Annotated in this window: 16 protein-coding genes and 1 riboswitch; of the genes, 9 read left to right on the top strand and 7 right to left on the bottom strand. The window is 40.2% G+C overall.

What is annotated here, in order from left to right; genetic code table 11:
* Positions 1-74: 74 nt before the first annotated feature.
* The 3 genes from FVA72_RS20845 to argE all read right to left on the bottom strand — a co-directional run bounded on the left by FVA72_RS20845 (position 75) and on the right by argE (position 4,448).
* Positions 75-1,475 carry a glutamate decarboxylase gene (locus FVA72_RS20845; RefSeq protein WP_004265325.1) on the bottom strand — a complete coding sequence of 467 codons (1,401 nt, stop codon included), beginning with the start codon at positions 1,473-1,475 and terminating at the stop codon, positions 75-77.
* Between the two features lie 705 nt (positions 1,476-2,180).
* Entirely contained in the window at positions 2,181-3,065 is an 885-nt protein-coding gene (gene metF, locus FVA72_RS20840) for a methylenetetrahydrofolate reductase (RefSeq protein ID WP_110592826.1), read from the bottom strand.
* 228 nt (positions 3,066-3,293) lie between these two features.
* Entirely contained in the window at positions 3,294-4,448 is a 1,155-nt protein-coding gene (gene argE, locus FVA72_RS20835; protein WP_110592827.1) for an acetylornithine deacetylase, read from the bottom strand.
* Between the two features lie 102 nt (positions 4,449-4,550).
* Between argE and argC the strand changes: the two genes are divergently transcribed.
* The 4 genes from argC to argH all read left to right on the top strand — a co-directional run bounded on the left by argC (position 4,551) and on the right by argH (position 9,066).
* Positions 4,551-5,555, top strand: coding sequence for an N-acetyl-gamma-glutamyl-phosphate reductase (gene argC / locus FVA72_RS20830; protein ID WP_110592828.1), 1,005 nt, complete (start codon positions 4,551-4,553; stop codon positions 5,553-5,555).
* 14 nt (positions 5,556-5,569) lie between these two features.
* The gene (gene argB, locus FVA72_RS20825; protein ID WP_004265333.1) at positions 5,570-6,346 is read left to right on the top strand and encodes an acetylglutamate kinase; all 777 of its coding nucleotides are present in this window, start codon (positions 5,570-5,572) and stop codon (positions 6,344-6,346) included.
* A gap of 44 nt (positions 6,347-6,390) precedes the next feature.
* Positions 6,391-7,611, top strand: coding sequence for an argininosuccinate synthase (locus FVA72_RS20820; protein WP_004265334.1), 1,221 nt, complete (start codon positions 6,391-6,393; stop codon positions 7,609-7,611).
* Positions 7,612-7,689: 78 nt separating this feature from the next.
* Complete coding sequence (gene argH, locus FVA72_RS20815; protein WP_004265335.1) at positions 7,690-9,066, top strand: argininosuccinate lyase; 1,377 nt, start codon at positions 7,690-7,692, stop codon at positions 9,064-9,066.
* 64 nt (positions 9,067-9,130) lie between these two features.
* Here the strand turns inward: argH and FVA72_RS20810 are convergent, their stop codons facing one another.
* A complete protein-coding gene (locus FVA72_RS20810; RefSeq protein ID WP_110592829.1) occupies positions 9,131-9,475 on the bottom strand; it encodes a hypothetical protein in 345 nt (114 codons plus the stop codon).
* A gap of 76 nt (positions 9,476-9,551) precedes the next feature.
* Complete coding sequence (locus FVA72_RS20805) at positions 9,552-9,890, bottom strand: pilus assembly protein (RefSeq protein WP_094961910.1); 339 nt, start codon at positions 9,888-9,890, stop codon at positions 9,552-9,554.
* Positions 9,891-11,332: 1,442 nt separating this feature from the next.
* Here FVA72_RS20805 and oxyR point away from each other — a divergent pair.
* Positions 11,333-12,238 (top strand): DNA-binding transcriptional regulator OxyR, encoded by a 906-nt coding sequence (gene oxyR, locus FVA72_RS20800; protein ID WP_004265340.1) that lies wholly within the window; start codon positions 11,333-11,335, stop codon positions 12,236-12,238.
* Positions 12,239-12,311: 73 nt separating this feature from the next.
* Here oxyR and sthA read toward each other — a convergent pair whose 3' ends face one another.
* Positions 12,312-13,709, bottom strand: coding sequence for a Si-specific NAD(P)(+) transhydrogenase (gene sthA / locus FVA72_RS20795; protein WP_004265342.1), 1,398 nt, complete (start codon positions 13,707-13,709; stop codon positions 12,312-12,314).
* A gap of 350 nt (positions 13,710-14,059) precedes the next feature.
* On the opposite strand from sthA, the gene fabR reads away from it, so the two are divergent.
* On the top strand, positions 14,060-14,716 hold the full coding sequence (gene fabR, locus FVA72_RS20790) for an HTH-type transcriptional repressor FabR (protein WP_004265350.1): 657 nt from the start codon (positions 14,060-14,062) through the stop codon (positions 14,714-14,716).
* A 12-nt stretch (positions 14,717-14,728) separates the two neighbouring features.
* Positions 14,729-15,118, top strand: a complete 390-nt coding sequence (locus FVA72_RS20785) for a YijD family membrane protein (RefSeq protein ID WP_110592830.1) — start codon at positions 14,729-14,731, stop codon at positions 15,116-15,118.
* 70 nt (positions 15,119-15,188) lie between these two features.
* Here FVA72_RS20785 and trmA read toward each other — a convergent pair whose 3' ends face one another.
* Positions 15,189-16,286, bottom strand: a complete 1,098-nt coding sequence (gene trmA, locus FVA72_RS20780) for a tRNA (uridine(54)-C5)-methyltransferase TrmA (RefSeq protein WP_036959114.1) — start codon at positions 16,284-16,286, stop codon at positions 15,189-15,191.
* A 112-nt stretch (positions 16,287-16,398) separates the two neighbouring features.
* Positions 16,399-16,493: riboswitch (cobalamin riboswitch) on the top strand.
* Between the two features lie 74 nt (positions 16,494-16,567).
* On the opposite strand from trmA, the gene btuB reads away from it, so the two are divergent.
* Both btuB and murI read left to right on the top strand, forming a co-directional pair.
* Entirely contained in the window at positions 16,568-18,436 is a 1,869-nt protein-coding gene (gene btuB / locus FVA72_RS20775; protein ID WP_110592831.1) for a TonB-dependent vitamin B12 receptor BtuB, read from the top strand.
* On the top strand, positions 18,381-19,244 hold the full coding sequence (gene murI / locus FVA72_RS20770; RefSeq protein ID WP_110592832.1) for a glutamate racemase: 864 nt from the start codon (positions 18,381-18,383) through the stop codon (positions 19,242-19,244). The genes btuB and murI overlap by 56 nt, the downstream gene beginning before the upstream one ends.
* The last annotated feature ends 326 nt before the right edge of the window (positions 19,245-19,570 follow it).

Raw genomic sequence — 19,570 nt, 5'->3', positions numbered from 1 at the left:
AGGGCGGATCTCAGTAGGAGCCAAAGAGCCTAAGGCTCTTTGGCTCGTTAACAACACAATCATGAATAAAAGAATTAACTGTGATTAAAGCCGCCGCCTTCTTCTTCTGTTAGCGGTTTATTGACAGGGTGCTTATCGAAATACTCTAAGGTGCGTTTGAAGTCATCAATGAGTAATGCGGCTAAATCTAAACTAACCCCATGACGCACTAGAATACGTTGAATAACAAGGTCTTCACGGTTTGCTGGCATGGAGTAAGCAGGAACTTGCCAGCCACGACTACGCAGTTTGTCTGCGATATCATAGAGGGAATATTTGCTGGTGGCGGTGCCTTCTTTCAGTTTCCATGCTAATGCAGGGATACCAGTTTGGCTATCACCATCAAAAATCATTTCAAATGGCCCTAATTTTTCAATTTCACGGCTGAGGTATTGTGCAGTTGCATAGCAAGCGTTGTGGATTTTTGCATAGCCTTCGCGACCCAGTCTCAAGAAATTATAATATTGAGCAATGATTTGACCGCCAGGGCGAGAGAAATTCAGTGCGAATGTTGGCATATTACCGCCTAAATAATTCACATTAAAAATCAATTCTTCTGGAAGGTCTTTGGCTTCACGCCAAATAACCCAGCCAGCGCCTAATGGCGCCAAACCAAATTTATGGCCTGATGCATTAATGGATTTTACACGTGGTAAGCGGAAATCCCATTCTAAATCTGGTGCACAAAATGGAGCTAAGAAGCCGCCACTAGCACCATCCACATGGATAGGAATATCCAGTCCAGTTTCTTTTTGCAGTTTATCGAGCGCATCGTGTACAGCTTTTACGGGCTCATATTGGCAGGTAAATGTCACCCCAAGGGTCGGTACGACACCAATAGTATTTTCATCGACACGTTTGAGCACCTCTTCCGGTGTCATGATGAGGCGGTCACCTTCAAGAGGGATCTCTCGGAGTTCAACATCGAAATAACGAGCAAATTTGTGCCAACAGATTTGAACTGGGCCACAAATTAAATTAGGTTTATCGGTCGGTTTTCCTTTAGCGGCTTGTTTTTTGCGCCATTGCCATTTTAGCGCTAGCCCACCAAGCATTGCAGCCTCTGAGGACCCGATGGTTGAGCAACCAAGGGTATTTTCTGCATCCGGTGAATTCCATAAGTCCGCTAACATATGTACGCAGCGGTTTTCAATTTCTGCTGTTTGTGGATATTCGTCTTTATCTATCATGTTTTTGTCGATAGACAAATCCATCAAATCACGAATTTCATCATCCACCCATGTCTGGCAAAATGTTGCTAAGTTTTGGCGTGAATTCCCATCTAGCATTAATTCATCGCGTACTGCACTAAATACATTACGTGGTGCTTGTTCTTTCAATGGAAACTTGGTTTTTGGTAATGATTTGGATAATTCTAATGATGCGTAGACATCATCCATTCCACTGTGTTTTGAATTTAATGCATTATTACTCATGTTTTAATTCCTCAATGACCATGTGGTAATTAAATACTATTAATCTTGAGCTCAATATTAAATATACGCCGTCTTTTGAAAAATTCAAAAGTGTTCAAATAAAAAAGATAATTTAATGAAAACCGTCATAATTAGAAAGTAACAGTAGAGTGAATGATGGGTTATGGTTATTTTGGTTATAGATAATTTTTCCCAAGAGCTGATTGTGTTCATAAAATGATGCTAAAAACCACTCAATTTAACTAAATTATTACATTTTTATGGTTTTTATTTCTATGTATTTAGCTTTTTAGTTGTTTTTATTTGATTTTATATGGGCGAAAAATGTAGTGGAAATAAATTAATGTTCATAAAAAACTAATATTTCAATAATGTTAAGTTATGTAACTTTTATTTAAACCCTGATTTTCATAATGTTTAAAGTTAATTTATACCGTTAACCGTTAAATATAATTATTGTGGCAAAATGAATTTGAATATAAAGAAAATAATAGCATGAGTTATATTGTGGAAAAGTAGTTCGCGAATCTAATCAGTTTAGATATCACGTTAATATATTTACCTTAAAGGTACTGGTTCTTTTTTAAGCAAGAAATAACTAGTTCTAGCTATTTGATATTTTTTTCTGGGAAAATAGAAGATATTTATAAGAATAGAAGAAAATAGCAAAGGGATGAGGCAAAATATTCGCCTCATCCGGCTAAATTAAGGCCTAACTCCCAAAGTATGGCAGATAGCATAGGTGAGCTCAGAGCGGTTCAGCGTGTAAAAATGAAAATCTTTCACGCCTTCACGGCTAAGAATTTTGACCATATCCATGGCGATTGATGCGCCGACAAGGTTACGGCTCTCAGGGTCGTCATCTAGCCCTTCGTACATTTTACTCATCCATGCAGGAATGCGTACGTTAGTCAGTTTGGCAAAGCGCTCGAGTTGACGAAAGTTAGAGACGGGTAAAATCCCCGGCACGATTTCTACATCAATACCTGTCGCGACGCAGCGGTCACGAAAACGTAAATAGCTCTCAACATCAAAGAAAAACTGAGTGATTGCACGGTTAGCTCCCGCATCAATCTTCTTTTTTAAACTAATTAAATCGGCTTGAGCGCTTTTGGCTTCAGGGTGAACTTCAGGGTAGGCCGCAACAGAAATATCAAAATCCGCTTCACCTTTTAACAGCTCAACTAGATCAACAGCATACATATCTGGTTTACGGCTGTTGTCAGGTAAATCACCACGCAATGCAACAATATGGCGAATACCATTATTCCAATAGTCACGAGCAATGGCTTTCAGTTCTTCAGGGCTTGCATCAATACACGTTAGGTGAGGGGCTGCAATTAAACCGGTTTTATCCTTAATATCTTTGATGATACTGTGCGTTCTATCGCGTTCGCCAGAATTTGCACCATAAGTCACAGAGACAAATTGAGGTTTCAGGTTTTTGAGCCTATCAATAGATTTCCATAGTGTCTGCTCCATCTCTTCACTGCGAGGTGGGAAAAACTCAAATGAAACATTAATTTGGCCATCTAACTCAGCTAAGTTTTGATTTAGCGCTTCGCGCTGATTTGCGTGAAAAAAACTCATACCCTGTAACCTCGCAATTTGCAAACTAACTATTTTTTGTACGTTATTATATCCATTTGTGCGTCTATACGTTTAGACGTCCAAATAGAAATTACCAGATCGGTACCAATAGTCAATACTTAAATTAAATTATGACGCTGAGGTTTTTTCAAAGACAACAGGAAAATAATTCATGATAAAAAACGCGACTCTTTTCAGAGTCGCGTTCGAATCAATGGCTCGTCAGATTTACTCAGTGAAACAGAAGTGCTCAACCATTTGGCTAATTAATTGGCGAGTAGGTTCAATAAAGCGCATATCGATAAATTCATCAGGCTGATGTGCTTGCTCAATAGATCCAGGGCCAAGAACCAACGTCGGGCAGAGCTCTTGGATAAACGGCGCTTCAGTACAGTAATTCACGGTATCCGCTTTCTGCCCCAACAACTGTTCAATTACTGCCACCATCTTGTGGTCCGTTGGGCATTCATAGCCAGGGATCGGCGGATGCATGGGCTCGATCGCCAAGCGACCTGGCCAACGGGCACTAACAGGCTCAAGAGCTTCATTGAGTAGTTCATCTAAGTCCTGCAAAGTCAGGCCGGGGAGTGGGCGAATGTCCATGTGTAATTCACAACAACCACAAATTCGGTTGGCAGCATCACCGCCATGAATATGACCAAAGTTCATCGTCGGGTAGGGAATGACAAATGCAGGGTTGTTAAATCGTTCTTTTAACGTATTTCGTAAGTCCATCAAATGGGAAATAGACTCATGCATTAATTCAATGGCATTGACCCCACGTTCTGGGTCACTAGAATGCCCCGATTGCCCAGTAATGCGGATAGCATTTGATAAATGTCCTTTGTGCGCACGAATCAGTTGTAATGACGTTGGTTCTCCAATAATCGCAAAATCCGGTCTTAGCGCTGTACTGGCTGCAAAATAACGTGCGCCAGCCATCGATGTTTCTTCATCCGCAGTGGCCAATATATGCAGTGGGCGTTTGAGCTGAGTTAAATCCATATCGCGTAACGCATCAACAATAAAAGCAAAAAAGCCTTTCATATCTGCGGTTCCGAGCCCATATAACTTGCCGTCATGCTCTGTTAGCTCAAACGGGTTTTTGCTCCAACGTCCATCATCAAAGGGCACGGTATCGGTATGGCCGCATAGCATCAGCCCACCATTTCCTTCACCAATAGATGCAAGCAAATTATATTTATCTCGCGTTTCCGGCACAGGTTGAATGTTGACTGAAAAACCTAACGTCTCCAGCCACCCACCGAGAAGTTCCACTAGGGCTTTATTGCTTTGGTCCAAATGAGAATCAGTCGCACTAATCGACGGAGTCGCAATTAATTGACGATAAATCTCAATAAATGCAGGTAATTTAATATTCACTGTTGACAGCCTTTATCCATAATAGTATCAATATTCATGCACTTTATTTGAATAAAAATACACATTAAACTGTTTGGGTCACGAGTACAAGGTAGAAAGCATATGTTGAACACACTCATTATCGGGGCCAGTGGCTATACTGGAGCAGAATTAGCCGGTTATTTGCAACGCCATCCTGAAGTTAATCTTCAAGGATTGATGGTATCGAAGCAAAGTGCGGATGCAAATAAACGTTTTTCTGATTTACATCCTCAGTATAAAGGCATCATAGACCTTCCCGTTCTGCCATTAACCGATGTCGCAGAAGCAGCGGAAGGTATTGATGTTGTTTTTCTTGCCACTGCACATGAAGTAAGCCACGACATAGCCCCTCAGTTTCTTGAAGCGGGCTGCGTTGTGTTCGACTTATCGGGTGCTTATCGTGTTCAAGATCCTGCGTTCTATACGCAATACTATGGCTTTGAACATACAAATACTGAATGGCTAATGCAAGCAGTTTACGGTTTAGCAGAATGGCAGGCCGATAAAATTCGTCAAGCGCAACTGATCGCAGTACCAGGGTGTTACCCAACGGTTTCCCAATTAGCACTTAAACCATTGATTGAAGGCAATTTGCTAGATGAAGCTATGTGGCCAGTGATTAATGCCACCAGCGGAGTCTCTGGAGCAGGTCGTAAAGCCTCAATGACCAACAGCTTCTGTGAAGTGAGTTTGCAACCTTATGGCATTTTTACCCATCGCCATCAGCCAGAAATTGCGACTCACTTAGGGAGAGAGGTTATTTTTACACCACATTTAGGAAATTTCTCTCGAGGCATCCTTGCAACGATTACGTGCAAAGTGAAAACAGGTGTTTCGGCAGAAAAAATCACACAAACGTTTAAAGATGCTTATCAAAATAAACCGTTAGTGCGGCTATATGAAAAAGGCGTTCCTGCATTGAAATCGGTAGTTGGTACGCCGTTTTGTGATATTGGCTATGTATTGAAAGGTGAACACCTGATTTTAGTGGGTACAGAAGATAACCTACTCAAAGGTGCGGCAGCACAAGCCGTTCAGTGCATGAATATTCGTTTTGGTTTTGCTGAAACTCAGTCTTTATTTTAAGAAGGATTAACCCCATGCAACCCTTAGTGATTAAATTGGGCGGAGTGTTACTTGATAGCGTCGAGGCACTTGAAAAATTATTTACAGCGATTCAAACCTATCGGCAAGCACATCAACGTGAGTTGGTGATTGTACATGGCGGTGGCTGTTTAGTTGATGAATTGATGCAAAAACTGCAATTACCTGTTGTTAAAAAGCAAGGGTTACGAGTCACGCCAGCAGACCAAATCGATATCATTACAGGGGCATTAGCGGGTACGGCGAATAAAACATTACTGGCATGGGCAACGAAGTATCAACTTCCAGCCGTAGGGCTTTCTCTCGGTGATGGGCAAAGTGCCACAGTGACTCAATTAAACGAAGAATTAGGTCATGTCGGTGATGCCAAACCTGGCGATGCGAAATTATTGAAATTATTGTTGGGTGCAGGCTATTTACCCATTATCAGCTCTATAGGTATCACACCAGAAGGTGAGTTGATGAATGTAAATGCGGACCAAGCTGCAACCGCTATCGCCCAAGCCTTAAACGCAGATTTGGTTTTACTGTCTGATGTGAGCGGTATTTTAGATGGTAAAGGCCAAAAAATTGACGAAATGACGACGCAAAAAGCGCAAAAGCTCATTGAGCAGGGAATTATTACCGATGGAATGATTGTGAAGGTCAATGCGGCGTTAGACGCTGCGGCAGCCTTACAACGCTCTGTTGATATCGCAAGTTGGCGTCATGCAGAACAACTTCCCGAGCTGTTTAATGGAACAGCAATCGGAACACGGATCTTGGCATCATAAATGAGCCATGGAATAACTATATTAATTGAGCGGATAGGTACGTTATGAAAAAGGGCATTAAAAAGATTGTATTAGCATATTCAGGTGGCCTGGATACATCAGCAATTATTCCATGGCTAAAAGAAAACTATGATGATTGCGAAGTCGTGGCCTTCGTTGCGGATGTGGGGCAAGACCGTGAAGATTTAGTAGGCGTAGAGAAAAAAGCTCTACAATCAGGTGCATCCGAGTGCTATGTCGTCGATTTACGTGAAGAGTTCATCAAAGAATATATTTACCCTGTATTGAAAACGGGGGCACTATATGAAGGTAGCTATTTATTAGGTACGTCAATGGCTCGTCCAATCATTGCTAAAGCGCAAGTTGAAATTGCCTTAAAAGTGGGTGCAGATGCTGTTGCCCATGGCGCAACAGGTAAAGGTAATGACCAAGTGCGTTTCGAAAGCACCTATACGGCATTAGCACCACAGTTACAAGTGGTTGCACCATGGCGTGAGTGGGACTTACGTTCCCGTGAAGCGCTGCTCGATTATCTGAAAGAGCGTAATATTCCAACAACAGCTAGCCTTGAAAAAATCTACAGCCGTGATGAAAACGCATGGCACATTTCTACGGAAGGTGGTGTTTTAGAAAGCACATGGAATGCTGCAAACCAAGATTGTTGGGTATGGACTGTCGATCCGCAAGATGCACCAGATGAAGCTGAATTAGTTACCGTTGGTGTCAAGCACGGTGAAGTCGTTTCGGTAAATGGTCAAGCATTGTCTCCACTTGGCTGTTTAGAAGCATTAAATACTTTAGGTGCAAAACATGGAGTGGGCCGTATTGATATCGTTGAAAACCGTTTAGTGGGTATGAAATCTCGTGGTTGCTATGAAACCCCGGGAGGCACCATTATGATGGCGGCATTACGTGGTATTGAACAACTGGTTCTTGACCGTGACAGCTACAAATGGCGTGAGCAACTCGGCTTAGAAATGTCATATGTAGTTTATGATGGCCGTTGGTTCGCACCACTACGTCACTCGCTGCAAGCGGCTGCTGAATCATTAGCACAAGATGTGACAGGGGAAGTTGTTCTGAAATTATATAAAGGGCAAGTGACTGCGATTCAGAAAAAAGCGGATAAGAGCCTGTATTCTGAGGAATTTGCCACATTTGGTGAAGATGAAGTTTATGACCACAGTCATGCAGGTGGGTTTATTCGTCTTTACTCACTGTCTTCACGTATCCGTGCGCTGAAAGAACAAAACAAAGCGAAATAAATCAAATAGTAGTCTCCCGGCAGCCAAGACTGCTGTCGGGGTTAAAAACTTATTTTATTAATCAGGTAGGGATTAGTTATGGCACTTTGGGGTGGACGTTTTAGTCAGCAAGCGGATCAACGGTTCAAACAGTTTAATGATTCATTGCGTTTCGATTATCGCCTGGCGCAACAAGATATTATCGGCTCAGTCGCATGGTCAAAATCACTAGTAACAGTTGGTGTATTGTCTGATAGCGAACAACAAACTTTAGAACAAGCGCTAAACTCCTTACTGAAAGAAGTGCAAGATAACCCTGAAATTATCCTGCAAAGTGACGCAGAAGATATTCATAGCTGGGTTGAAGGTAAGCTGATTGATAAAGTTGGTGATTTAGGGAAAAAATTACATACCGGTCGTAGCCGTAATGACCAAGTGGCAACAGATTTAAAACTGTGGTGTAAAGACCAAGTCGCATTGTTGCTTGAAGCGGTAACCGAATTACAAAAAGCGTTGGTCATCACCGCAGAAAATAACCAAGATGCAGTAATGCCCGGTTATACGCATTTACAACGTGCCCAACCGGTGACATTTGCCCACTGGTGTTTAGCCTATAGCGAAATGCTAGCGCGTGACGAAAGTCGTTTAAAAGATACCTTAAAACGTTTAGATGTTAGCCCATTAGGGTGTGGGGCATTAGCAGGAACGGCTTATGATATCGACCGTGAGCAGCTTGCCTCTTGGTTAGGTTTTGCTTCTGCAACGCGTAATAGCTTGGATACGGTATCAGACAGAGATCACGTTCTTGAATTATTATCGAACGCAAGTATCGGTATGGTTCATTTATCCCGCTTTGCTGAAGATTTAATTTTCTTTAATAGTGGAGAAGCTGGCTTTGTTGAGCTATCAGACAAAGTGACATCGGGTTCATCACTCATGCCGCAAAAGAAAAACCCTGATGCATTGGAATTGATCCGTGGAAAATGTGGGCGTGTCCAAGGTGCATTGACAGGTATGATGATGACCCTAAAAGGGCTCCCTCTTGCTTACAACAAAGATATGCAAGAAGACAAAGAAGGGTTATTTGATGCATTAGATACTTGGTTAGATTGCATGCACATGGCTGCGTTGGTTCTTGATGGTATTCAAATTCGCCGTAGTCGTTGTGAAGATGCTGCGAAGCAAGGTTATGCGAATGCAACTGAACTCGCTGATTATCTGGTTGCTAAAGGTGTTCCATTCCGTGAAGCGCATCATATTGTGGGTGAGGCCGTTGTTGCCGCAATTGGGCAAGGTAAAGCTTTAGAGGAAATGGCTTTAAGTGATTTGCAAAAATTCAGTAGCACTATTCAGTTGGATGTCTATGAAGTTTTATCACTACAATCTTGTTTAGATAAGCGGTTAGCAAAAGGCGGGGTATCTCAGAAACAAGTGGCAAATGCTATTGTAGAAGCAAAAAAACGATTAGAGCTGTGATCGGTTATAGAAGATAAAAATGGGGGGTAGCATGACTACCCCAATTCCCATAACGCGTTTGTTTTTAAATATATTTAATGGTTAACATTCTTAATTGCTTCTCCTCATTGATCCAATTGTATGAGTATTCATTTCGACCATCATTAATAACGTTCCAATCTTTTTCTTGAGTAATATTATTTAGCCCAATATTTGTCATTGTAGACTCAGTATTATTCAAGCAACTCAATTTAATATGTGTATCAGAGACAGCATTCGTACAAGTTGGGTGAACCACTGCGCCATTGAAGCTAATAGTGCCTGATTCTTGGCTTTGGTTCGCATAGGTATTGAATGTACTGAATGCTAAAACTAATATTAAAGCTGTTAATGAACGATTAAATACTCTTTCTGTTATTGATTTTTGCATAATAGAGTCCTACAACTTAATTCGTTTTAAATCAGTTGGTTATGTAATGTGTTTTTAAAGTTGGGTTATTTTCTAATTAAGCGTGTTGCACGGATAATAATGCATATCCTTTTTCTTTATTAGTCCAATTGAATTGGTAAATACTCGTGCTTCCATTTAATTCTTTCCATTCTGGTGATTTTTTCTCTTTGGAAAAGTTAATTGGGCTAGATTCCATTTTGTTTTTTTCATTATTAAAACAATTCAAAGTTGTGTTGTTTTGATTAATGTCATAGGTACATGGTGGAGAGACAATCATGGCTTTAAAAGTAATGGTTGTTTGATTTCCTTCAGCTTGTACATTCGTAGTAAAGAATGATGTTGCAGCTAAAGCGAAAGTTAAAGTTAATACTGAAGTGATTTTTTTAATAGTCATAATGTTTGCTCCTAATTTCAAATTTCTGTAATTCGGTTTGTTTAAGTTTTCATATATCTTGCTATGGGAAGAATTATAAAATGAAAAACTCTAAAAAGGTGTAAATCTAAAAGCTAAAAATGTATTAAAATATAATTCTAAATGACCTGCTTTAATATATCTCTAGGGTCATTTTTTAATGATTTATATTTATAATATTCCGTTAAATTTGGTTTGTTAGTGTTTAATGTTCTGTGTTTGCATCAAAACCCCCCTTTTGGGTGGTTTAATCTATTGTGGCGTTTTTTAAAGCCGCCTTGAATATATTCATTTTTAGATATAAAAAATGGCTGTTATATTGAGATTTTTAATTTGTTTTTAAATACAAATTTACAAAGTTTAATTGAAAGTGAAAATGAATATGACAAAATGTTTCAGAAATAAGGCATTGTGATTTCTTTTTTAAACCTTTGGAGAGTGATGTTCTTTGTTTCCAAAATAATATTGGTTAATACCACCTTATTATTAATGAAAACGTTTCAGTATTGCTCTAAATTATGTTTTCGATACTTGAATTGGTATTTGATGCTTTTACTCTTCATTTTTATTACCTCATTCATATTGGTATTCATCAGTATTTTGAATTACCTATTTATGTTGTTATACCCCCTAGAGGATTTTTATTGGTATGTGCAGTTTTCAAACTTATGCTTGTATCACTGCTCATCATATACATGCATATCTTATATCGGCATGCTTGTTGTTTTCTGTAATAACTTTGTTTGCTATTTAGATCATTTATGGGGAAGGTAAAGCTGATAATAGTGTTCATAGTATTTAGCCCTCCGTATTATCATCATTGATGAGGATATTGCAGAAGTTAGGTGACTATATAAAACTATTAATTTGAATTGATGCTGTTCTATGCTTTTCTTTTCTTATAATAAATATAGGGTGTTATTTTGAGTTTATCCACAATAAAAGTGTGTGTAATTATGTGTAAGATTTTAAAGGATTTTATACATGACGTTATTTTCACTCATGAAATTATAAAACTAAAATAATAAATTAATGCAAATTTAAAAAAATTACTTCTTCTTTTTTTTAAGATCGCATCCATGTACTAGCTTGAAATGTTTTTGAGGTTGGTCAATTGGATTTTTACTTTAATATCGATCTTAAGTAGAGTTTACACTTATATTTAATACTGTTTTAAGTATGATAAGTAAAACTTAATGTTTTTCTGGTGTTGTGTTTTCTTTGTAAATAACAGGAGGGTAAATAATGACACATTTTGTTTCTAAATATTACATTTTATTTCATTTTATTGCGGGTTTTGTACAGAAAATGAGGTTTTCTCCCTATTTTTCAATTTATCAATAGATAAAACAAAACAATATCGATATAGTGATTGGTATTATCTATCTTTGGTTTGACAGAGAATTCACGAAAGGAAAAGAAATATGAATATTCGAGATTTAGAGTACCTTGTCGCACTCGCCGAACATAAACACTTTAGACGTGCCGCGGATTCTTGTCATGTTAGCCAACCTACTCTTAGTGGCCAAATTCGTAAATTAGAAGAAGAACTTGGCGTTATGTTGTTAGAAAGAACCAGCCGCAAAGTTCTTTTCACTCAACAAGGTTTATTATTGGTTGAACAAGCCCGTACTATTTTGCGTGAAATTAAAGTATTACAAGAAATGGCCGCCCTCCAAGGGGAAAGTATGTCGGGCCCATTACATATTGGTTTAATCCCAACGGTTGCGCCATATCTATTACCTCATATTATTCCGCAATTGCACCAAGCTCATCCGAAATTAGAAATCTATTTGCATGAAGCGCAAACTCAGCAATTATTAGCTCAGTTAGACAGCGGTAAATTAGATTGCGCTATTTTAGCGGAAGTTAAAGAAACGGAACCTTTTATTGTTGTTCCGTTATTCGAAGAACCGATGAAACTGGCTATTTATGAGAGTCACCCATGGCATGATCGTGATACGATTGAAATGAGTGAGTTGTCAGGTGAAAAGCTATTAATGTTAGAAGATGGCCACTGTTTACGTGACCAAGCGATGGGCTTCTGCTTCCAAGCGGGCGCGAAAGAAGACACACACTTCAGGGCAACGAGCTTAGAAACGTTAAGAAATATGGTGGCCGCAGGGAGTGGAATTACACTTTTACCTGATTTATCGGTACCAAATGAAGTTTGTCGTGATGGGGTATGTTATTTAAATTGTATTGAGCCTGAGCCGAAACGTACAATTGTATTAGTTTATCGCCCGGGTTCACCGTTACGTGGGCGCTATGAACAATTAGCTGAGACCATCTATAACTCAATGGATAACTATTATAAAAATAGAGTTTAAGGTTAAGCCGCCAATATTATTTTTTAGTTGATGATGGTTGCCAGGTTATTGGCAACCATAAATCACAAAATAATTAAAATAGTCGATTTAAACCATTTAAAGCCGCAACACGGAAAGCTTCCGCCATTGTTGGGTAATTGAAGGTTGTATTCACGAAATATTCTATAGTATTACCTTCACCTTTTTGTTCCATGATAGCTTGGCCGATATGGATAATTTCAGCCGCTCTTTCACCAAAACAGTGAATACCTAGTATCTGTAATGTTTCTCTATGGAATAATATTTTCAAACTACCGACATTCATACCTGCGATTTGTGCACGTGCTAAATGTTTAAATTGTGCCCGACCGACTTCATAAGGCACTTTCATTGCGGTCAATTCTTGCTCTGTTTTACCAACTGAACTAATTTCAGGAATGGTATAAATCCCTGTTGGAATATCTTCTACTAAATGAGCATCACCTAAACTACCACCAATGGCTCGGGCCGCAATTCGTCCTTGGTCGTAGGCCGCAGAGGCTAAGCTTGGGTAGCCGATGACATCACCAACAGCATAGATATGTTCATTAGTGGTGCGATATGCTTTATTGACTTTAACTAAACCGCGGCCATCAGCCTCAATCCCGACATTAGCGAGACCTAAGCTATCCGTGTTACCCGTTCTACCATTCGCATACAGTAAACAGTCTGCTTTGACTTTTTTACCCGACTTCAGGTGAACAATAACACCGTCTTCGACCCCTTCGATTTTTTCATATTCTTCATTATGGCGAATAACAACGCCACTATTCCAAAAATGATACGACAAGGCATCTGACATTTCTTGGTCAAGAAAGGCCAATAGATGATCGCGGGTATTGATTAAATCAACTTTAACCCCTAATCCACGAAATATAGAGGCGTATTCACAGCCTATCACTCCGGCACCATAAATAATGACATGGCGAGGTTCGTGAGTTAGGTTGAGGATCGTATCACTGTTATAAATTCGAGAATGATTGAAATCAACATCGGAAGGACAGTATGGACGAGAACCTGTGGCAATCACGATTTTATCCGCACTTAAAACGTCACAACTACCATCTGCGTAACGGACACTGATATGTTGCTCATCGATAAAGGTGGCTTCACCCGAAAACATTTGGCAACCATTACGCTCATAAAAACCTTGGCGCATGCGTGTTTGTTGGCTAATTACCGTTTCAGCATGACGAAGAATTTCAGAGAAAGAGGAGCTTAAGCTACGGGAGTTATCACTATAAAGAGGGTTTTGGTTGAATTCGATAATACGGCTAACAGCATGACGGAGGGCTTTTGAGGGAATGGTTCCCCAGTGGGTACAGCCTCCGCCGACATTATTATAACGTTCTATAACAGCAACGTTTTTTCCTTGTTTCACTAGCCCCATGGCGGCGCCTTCACCACCAGGACCGGAACCAATGACTATTGCATCAAAATGGGTAAGTTGCATGAGGTAAGACCTGCTCTAAAACAAAATGACAACAAGATGTTATCATTAGTTGGTTATTTCACCTAATTTCCTCGTCGTTTTTCAAATTGATACAGCATTGGCTACACTCGCTTACCCTAGTCACATATTTATGCATGCTTCCAAGGATTTGCTGACGCATTGTTTAATAAAAGGTTGGTAGTATATCAGTGTTAAAAAACTAATTGAAAAAGGCTAAGTTAAATTCTGAAAATGAGTAAATTGTAGTGATAGTCGCTTTTTCTCCAAAACAGTTTAACTATTTTCAGGTATGCTAGGCGAAGAGTAAGGCTTATTACATTTACCTTTCATGATAAGAAACTAGGATCACCGTGAGTAACACAATTGGCGTTAGAGCAAAACAAAAAGAAAAAACTCGGCGTTCACTCGTCGAAGCCGCATTTAGCCAATTAAGCGCTGAACGGAGTTTTACTAGCCTTAGTTTGCGAGAAGTTGCGCGTGAAGCTGGGATTGCACCGACTTCATTTTACCGTCATTTCAAGGATGTTGATGAACTCGGGCTGACGATGGTCGACGAAAGCGGCTTGATGTTACGCCAGCTAATGCGCCAAGCAAGGCAGCGTATTGCAAAAGGCGGGAGTGTGATCCGTACATCAGTCTCAACTTTTATGGAGTTTATTGGTAATAACCCTAACGCCTTTAGGTTATTATTGCGGGAGCGTTCAGGAACATCTGCTGAGTTTCGTGCGGCAGTCGCTCGGGAAATTCAGCATTTTATTGCGGAATTGGCCGATTATCTTGAACTTGAAAGCCGTATGCCTCGCCATTTTACTGAAATGCAAGCAGAGGCCATGGTAACGATTGTCTTTAGCGCAGGTGCAGAGGCGCTAGATATCGATGAAGAAAAACGCAGAAATCTCGAAGAACGGCTGGTATTACAGTTAAGAATGATAGCGAAAGGCGCCTATTACTGGTACCGCCGGGAACAGGAAAAACAAAATCAAACTGACCCAGACCTGACTAAATAATAAGGAGAATCAATGATGGATCAAAAAAGTTATGAAAGAAGCACATTATTGCTAGCCTTTGTGATTGGCCTTGCAACCCATGGAACCTTTTCAACGCTGTTTAACTCGCTGGTCGATTTTTCATTTTTCCCAATTTTAACCCTGATATTGGCAGTGTATTGTTTACATCAGCGCTATTTGCATCAAGCGATGCCTATGGGGCTGCCAAAATTTGTTGCCGGTAGTTTTTTTATTGGGCTTTTTGGCTATGCCGCGATTTTACGTGTGCAAAACCCTGAAATAGGCTCTAATTTTATTCCCGCAACCTTTATTGTCATTATCGCATTGTGGATGTACTCAAGCTGGAAAGCACGTAAGAAAGAAAAAGCGGAGCTAGCACTTGAACAAGAAGTTGAAAATTAAGTTTATACGACTTTTCTAATAGTAAGGCGCCGCAGTTCACATCACTGCGGCGTTTTTGTTTTTTAGTAAATTAATAGCGGCTCAGTAATACCCCACTTTCCATATGGTGGGTATAAGGGAACTGGTCGAATAAGGCTAATTTCTCTATTTTATGGGTTTTAGTCAGCTCAGCTAAGTTATCGCATAGCGTTTCTGGGTTACATGAAATATATAGGATATGCTCATAACCCTGAACTAGTTTCACTGTTTCTGCATCTAAACCACTGCGAGGCGGGTCGACGAATATAGTATTGCATTGGTAATCGGCTAAAGAAATACCTTCCAAGCGCCTAAATTCACGGGCACCTTGCATGGCTTGGGTAAAATCCTCTGCGGACATACGAATAATTTGTACATTTTCAATATTATTGGCTTCGATATTATATTGAGCAGCGGCCACTGAGGGCTTTGCAATTTCAGTCGCTAATACGCGTTCGAAGTTTTGCGCTAATGCTAAAGAGAAATTTCCATTTCCGCAGTACAGTTCCAATAAATCACCCGTCGAATTCTGCGTTGACTCAATTGCCCACTCCAACATTTTGATATTGACCTGTGCATTAGGTTGCGTGAAGCTATTTTCAACTTGGCGATAAACCATATTTTTACCCATAACAGGTAAGACTTCATCGACATAATCATTATCTAACATGATTTTTGTTTTTGACGCTCGGCCAATCAATTGCACATCAAAGCCTTGTTCAACTAAAGCGGCTTTTAACGCTTTTGCTTCTGCCATCCATTCTTCACCTAATTTTTTATGGTAAAGCAGCGAAACAATCAGCTTATTACTTAGTGTTGATAAATAGTCAATTTGAAATAATTTATGGCGCAGTAATTCATTTTGCTTAATTAACGGCAATAACGCCGCCATCATGTCATTGATCAATTGGCTGGCAACAGGAAACTGGTCAATACGAATACGCTCTTTCGTTTCTTTATTGAACATAATATGAAACAGGTCATCACCTTCATGCCAAATACGAAATTCAGCACGCATCCGATAATGGGATGTTGGAGATGAAAATATTTCAGGTTCAGGGGCGTTAAAAGGAGCCATCATCGCCTTTAAACGATCCGTTTTTTCTACGAGTTGTTGTTCGTAGTCTTCAGTATGCAAGGTGTTTGGCATGTTTGGCTCCATAAAGCAGTAATAAATTCGTATCAGGAGCGAAATTGTAGGGAATGCGGCGAAGATGTCCAGTTTTCATTATCCATCCGTAGACACTCACTACTATTCAACTTACGATAATAGGCTGTGGTTTAGGGAATTTGGTGTGAATCCAAGACTGACGCGCAACGGTAAAAGTCCGATACCTGCCACGCATCCAATCGCTTCGTTGAATATTCGCGCGGATCTTATATTCAACCTCGCGGAATGTTAATTAAATTGATTTTCCGAGTGTAACCATAATGAATAATAAAAAGTCGCTGCCGCTATCGGCCGCTGGGCTTGCAGTACTGTGCGCTACTTCTTCTTTGGCAAGTGCAAATGACAAAACTGACCAAGTGGTTGTGTCAGCTAATCGTTTCGAACAACCTATTTCTTCTATATTAGCGCCAGTGACGGTGGTCACTCGTGAAGATATCGACCATTGGCAATCCAATACCGTAATAGATGTATTAAGGCGCTTGCCGGGGGTGGATATTGCTCAAAATGGGGGGATGGGGCAACAAAGCTCTCTTTTTATTAGGGGAACAGAATCTCGTCATGTTTTAGTTCTAATTGATGGCGTTCGTTTGAATCAGGCGGGCATTTCAGGTTCATCTGATATGAGCCAAATCCCAATTTCTCTGGTACAGCGCATTGAGTATATTCGCGGCGCACGCTCAGCGGTTTATGGTTCTGATGCTGTTGGTGGTGTGGTGAATATTATTACTCGTCGTGATAACGATGGCACTACTTTAAATGCAGGTATTGGCTCACACAGTTATCAAAACTATAACGGTTCGACTCAGCAAAAAATTGGTGAGAATACAACGGTAACGGCAGCGGGTGCTTATACTCATACAAAAGGGTTTGATGTTGAAGCCAGAGGAAATACAGGCGGGGGCCCTCAACCTGATAAAGATGGTTTTTTGAATAAAACATTATGGTTAGGTGTTGAGCATCAATTCTCTTCCGCTCTTTCTGCTTATGCACGCGCTTATGGTTATGACAATCGTACGAGTTATGACGGTACGCCAGCAGACACTCGTAAGCTATACAGCAGAACATATGAGTCTGGGTTGAAATATGCGAATGGTAAGTACTCTACAAGTTTGCTTGGGAGCTATAGCCATATGAAAGATTACAACTACAACTATCACAATGGGCGGTATGGTAGCGGTTCTGTAATTGATGAATCAGACCAATACAACTTTCAATGGGGTAATAGCTATAGATTAGAAAAAGGAAATATCAGTGCTGGGGTTGATTATCAACGTCAAAGCATTGAGCCCGGTGGTTATACGATGACAAGTAAAAAAGAAACCGTCAATAACACAGGTATTTATCTTACAGGACAATATGCACTCATCGACTCTGTCAATGCGGAAGGGGCAGTACGTTCAGATCACCATTCTGAATTTAACTGGCACACGACATGGCAATCAGGTTTAAGCTGGGAATTTTATGATGGATATAAGTTAATCGGCTCTTATGCTACAGCGTATAAAGCCCCTAACTTAGGTCAGCTTTATACGGATAATGTTGCTTGGAACATCAAAGGAAATCCAAATTTAAAACCAGAAGAAAGTAAGCAGTGGGAAATTGGTTTAGAAGGCGAAACAGGGTTATTGTTTTGGCAATTAACTGGGTATGAAAACGAGATAACTAATCTGATTGATTTCACTTCGGATCCAGTGACGCAAACTAGTTCTTATAACAATATTGGCAAGGCAAAGATTAAAGGAGTCGAGTGGAATGGTGAATTACAAACAGGCCTATTTAGCCATCAACTCACGTTACAGTATCTAGACCCAAGAAATGAAAAAACAAATAAAGTGCTTAATCGTAGAGCAAAACAACAAGTCAAATACCAGCTAGATTGGAACATTGCTGCTGTAGATATGGGGTTGACTTACCAATATATAGGTAGTCGTTATGATACCAATGAAACTTATCAACGCACTAAAGTCGGCGGCGTTAGCATCTGGGATCTCACCGCTGCATATCCAATCACTTCACATCTCACAATTCGTGGTAAAATAGCTAATATGTTCGATAAAGACTATGAGACCGCGTATGGTTATCGCACCGCTGGAAGAGAATATTTCCTTACAGGAAGCTACAATTTCTGATAACAACCTATCTGTTCGCCCGACCATTCTAGTGTTTGACTCTGGAGTGGGCGGGTTATCTGTTTATCGTGAAGTCAAAAAAATGATCCCGAATGCTCACTATATCTATGCATTCGACAATGAAGCCTTCCCTTATGGTGAAAAAAGCGAAGAGTTCATTATTGATAGGGTCTATCAAATCGTAAATGCAATAGCTGCAAAACATCCTTTAACCATTGCGATTATTGCGTGCAATACCGCAAGTACGGTCAGCCTTCCTAATTTGAGAGCACATTTTACGTTCCCAGTTGTTGGGGTTGTTCCAGCCATTAAACCCGCAACCAAGTTAACGCGTAATGGCGTAGTTGGTTTATTGGCGACGAAAGGCACTGTAAACCGCGAATACACCAAAGAGCTGATCGAACGGTTTGCAACAGACTGCAAAGTGATTTCTCTCGGTTCTGCGGAATTAGTTCAACTCGCAGAAAGAAAGTTGCATGGGGAAACCTTACCGTTAGATGAAGTCGCCCAAACGGTCAGGCCATGGATTCGAATGCCAGAGCCGCCCGATACCGTTATTTTGGGTTGCACGCATTTTCCTCTATTAATAGAAGAACTCGAAAAAGTGCTACCAAATGGAACTCGATTCATTGATTCAGGTTCTGCAATCGCCAGAAGAACCGTTTGGCTCATTAATAATCAAGAAGAAATCGCCAATTCAGAGGAAGAAAACTTCGCATATTGCTTATTAATGGATGACAACGCAAAAGGATTACAGCTTGTTCTCGAAGCAGAAGGGTTCAAAACGCTGGAAAAACTAGCTATCTAAGTTAAATTTGATGGAAAACTGAGCGAACGAAAAAAAATATGAAAAAAGGGGTTGCCAGATTTTTCTGACTCCCTATAATGCGCCACCACTGACCGGGAACAAGACAACGCAAAGCGCGATGAACACTGAAACGGCAGCGAGAGATTCTGAAAAGAAAAAGCAAAAAATTGCTTGACTCTCACGGAGGAAAACGTAATATACGCCTCCTCGCAGCAACGACCGAAAGGTTGGTTTTCATAAAGAAAAGCTGCAACGCTCTTTAACAATTTATCAGACAATCTGTGTGGGCACTCACAGGACACTATCAAAAAAATATTTGATTTTAA

Origin of the sequence: Providencia sp. PROV061 (assembly GCF_011045655.1) — a bacterium.
Taxonomy (GTDB): domain Bacteria; phylum Pseudomonadota; class Gammaproteobacteria; order Enterobacterales; family Enterobacteriaceae; genus Providencia; species Providencia hangzhouensis.
Note: the sequence above shows the minus strand (reverse complement) of the source record. Positions and strands in the feature narration are given on the sequence as shown.

Coding starts and splice junctions, on each gene's coding strand:
- FVA72_RS20820 (WP_004265334.1), top strand. CDS start 6,391: ATGAAAAAGGGCATTAAAAAGATTGTATTAGCATATTCAGGTGGCCTG.
- FVA72_RS20785 (WP_110592830.1), top strand. CDS start 14,729: ATGATGGATCAAAAAAGTTATGAAAGAAGCACATTATTGCTAGCCTTT.
- trmA (WP_036959114.1), bottom strand. CDS start 16,286: ATGCCAAACACCTTGCATACTGAAGACTACGAACAACAACTCGTAGAA.
- btuB (WP_110592831.1), top strand. CDS start 16,568: ATGAATAATAAAAAGTCGCTGCCGCTATCGGCCGCTGGGCTTGCAGTA.
- FVA72_RS20845 (WP_004265325.1), bottom strand. CDS start 1,475: ATGAGTAATAATGCATTAAATTCAAAACACAGTGGAATGGATGATGTC.
- argC (WP_110592828.1), top strand. CDS start 4,551: ATGTTGAACACACTCATTATCGGGGCCAGTGGCTATACTGGAGCAGAA.
- murI (WP_110592832.1), top strand. CDS start 18,381: ATGGTTATCGCACCGCTGGAAGAGAATATTTCCTTACAGGAAGCTACA.
- argB (WP_004265333.1), top strand. CDS start 5,570: ATGCAACCCTTAGTGATTAAATTGGGCGGAGTGTTACTTGATAGCGTC.
- FVA72_RS20805 (WP_094961910.1), bottom strand. CDS start 9,890: ATGACTATTAAAAAAATCACTTCAGTATTAACTTTAACTTTCGCTTTA.
- argH (WP_004265335.1), top strand. CDS start 7,690: ATGGCACTTTGGGGTGGACGTTTTAGTCAGCAAGCGGATCAACGGTTC.
- metF (WP_110592826.1), bottom strand. CDS start 3,065: ATGAGTTTTTTTCACGCAAATCAGCGCGAAGCGCTAAATCAAAACTTA.
- sthA (WP_004265342.1), bottom strand. CDS start 13,709: ATGCAACTTACCCATTTTGATGCAATAGTCATTGGTTCCGGTCCTGGT.
- oxyR (WP_004265340.1), top strand. CDS start 11,333: ATGAATATTCGAGATTTAGAGTACCTTGTCGCACTCGCCGAACATAAA.
- FVA72_RS20810 (WP_110592829.1), bottom strand. CDS start 9,475: ATGCAAAAATCAATAACAGAAAGAGTATTTAATCGTTCATTAACAGCT.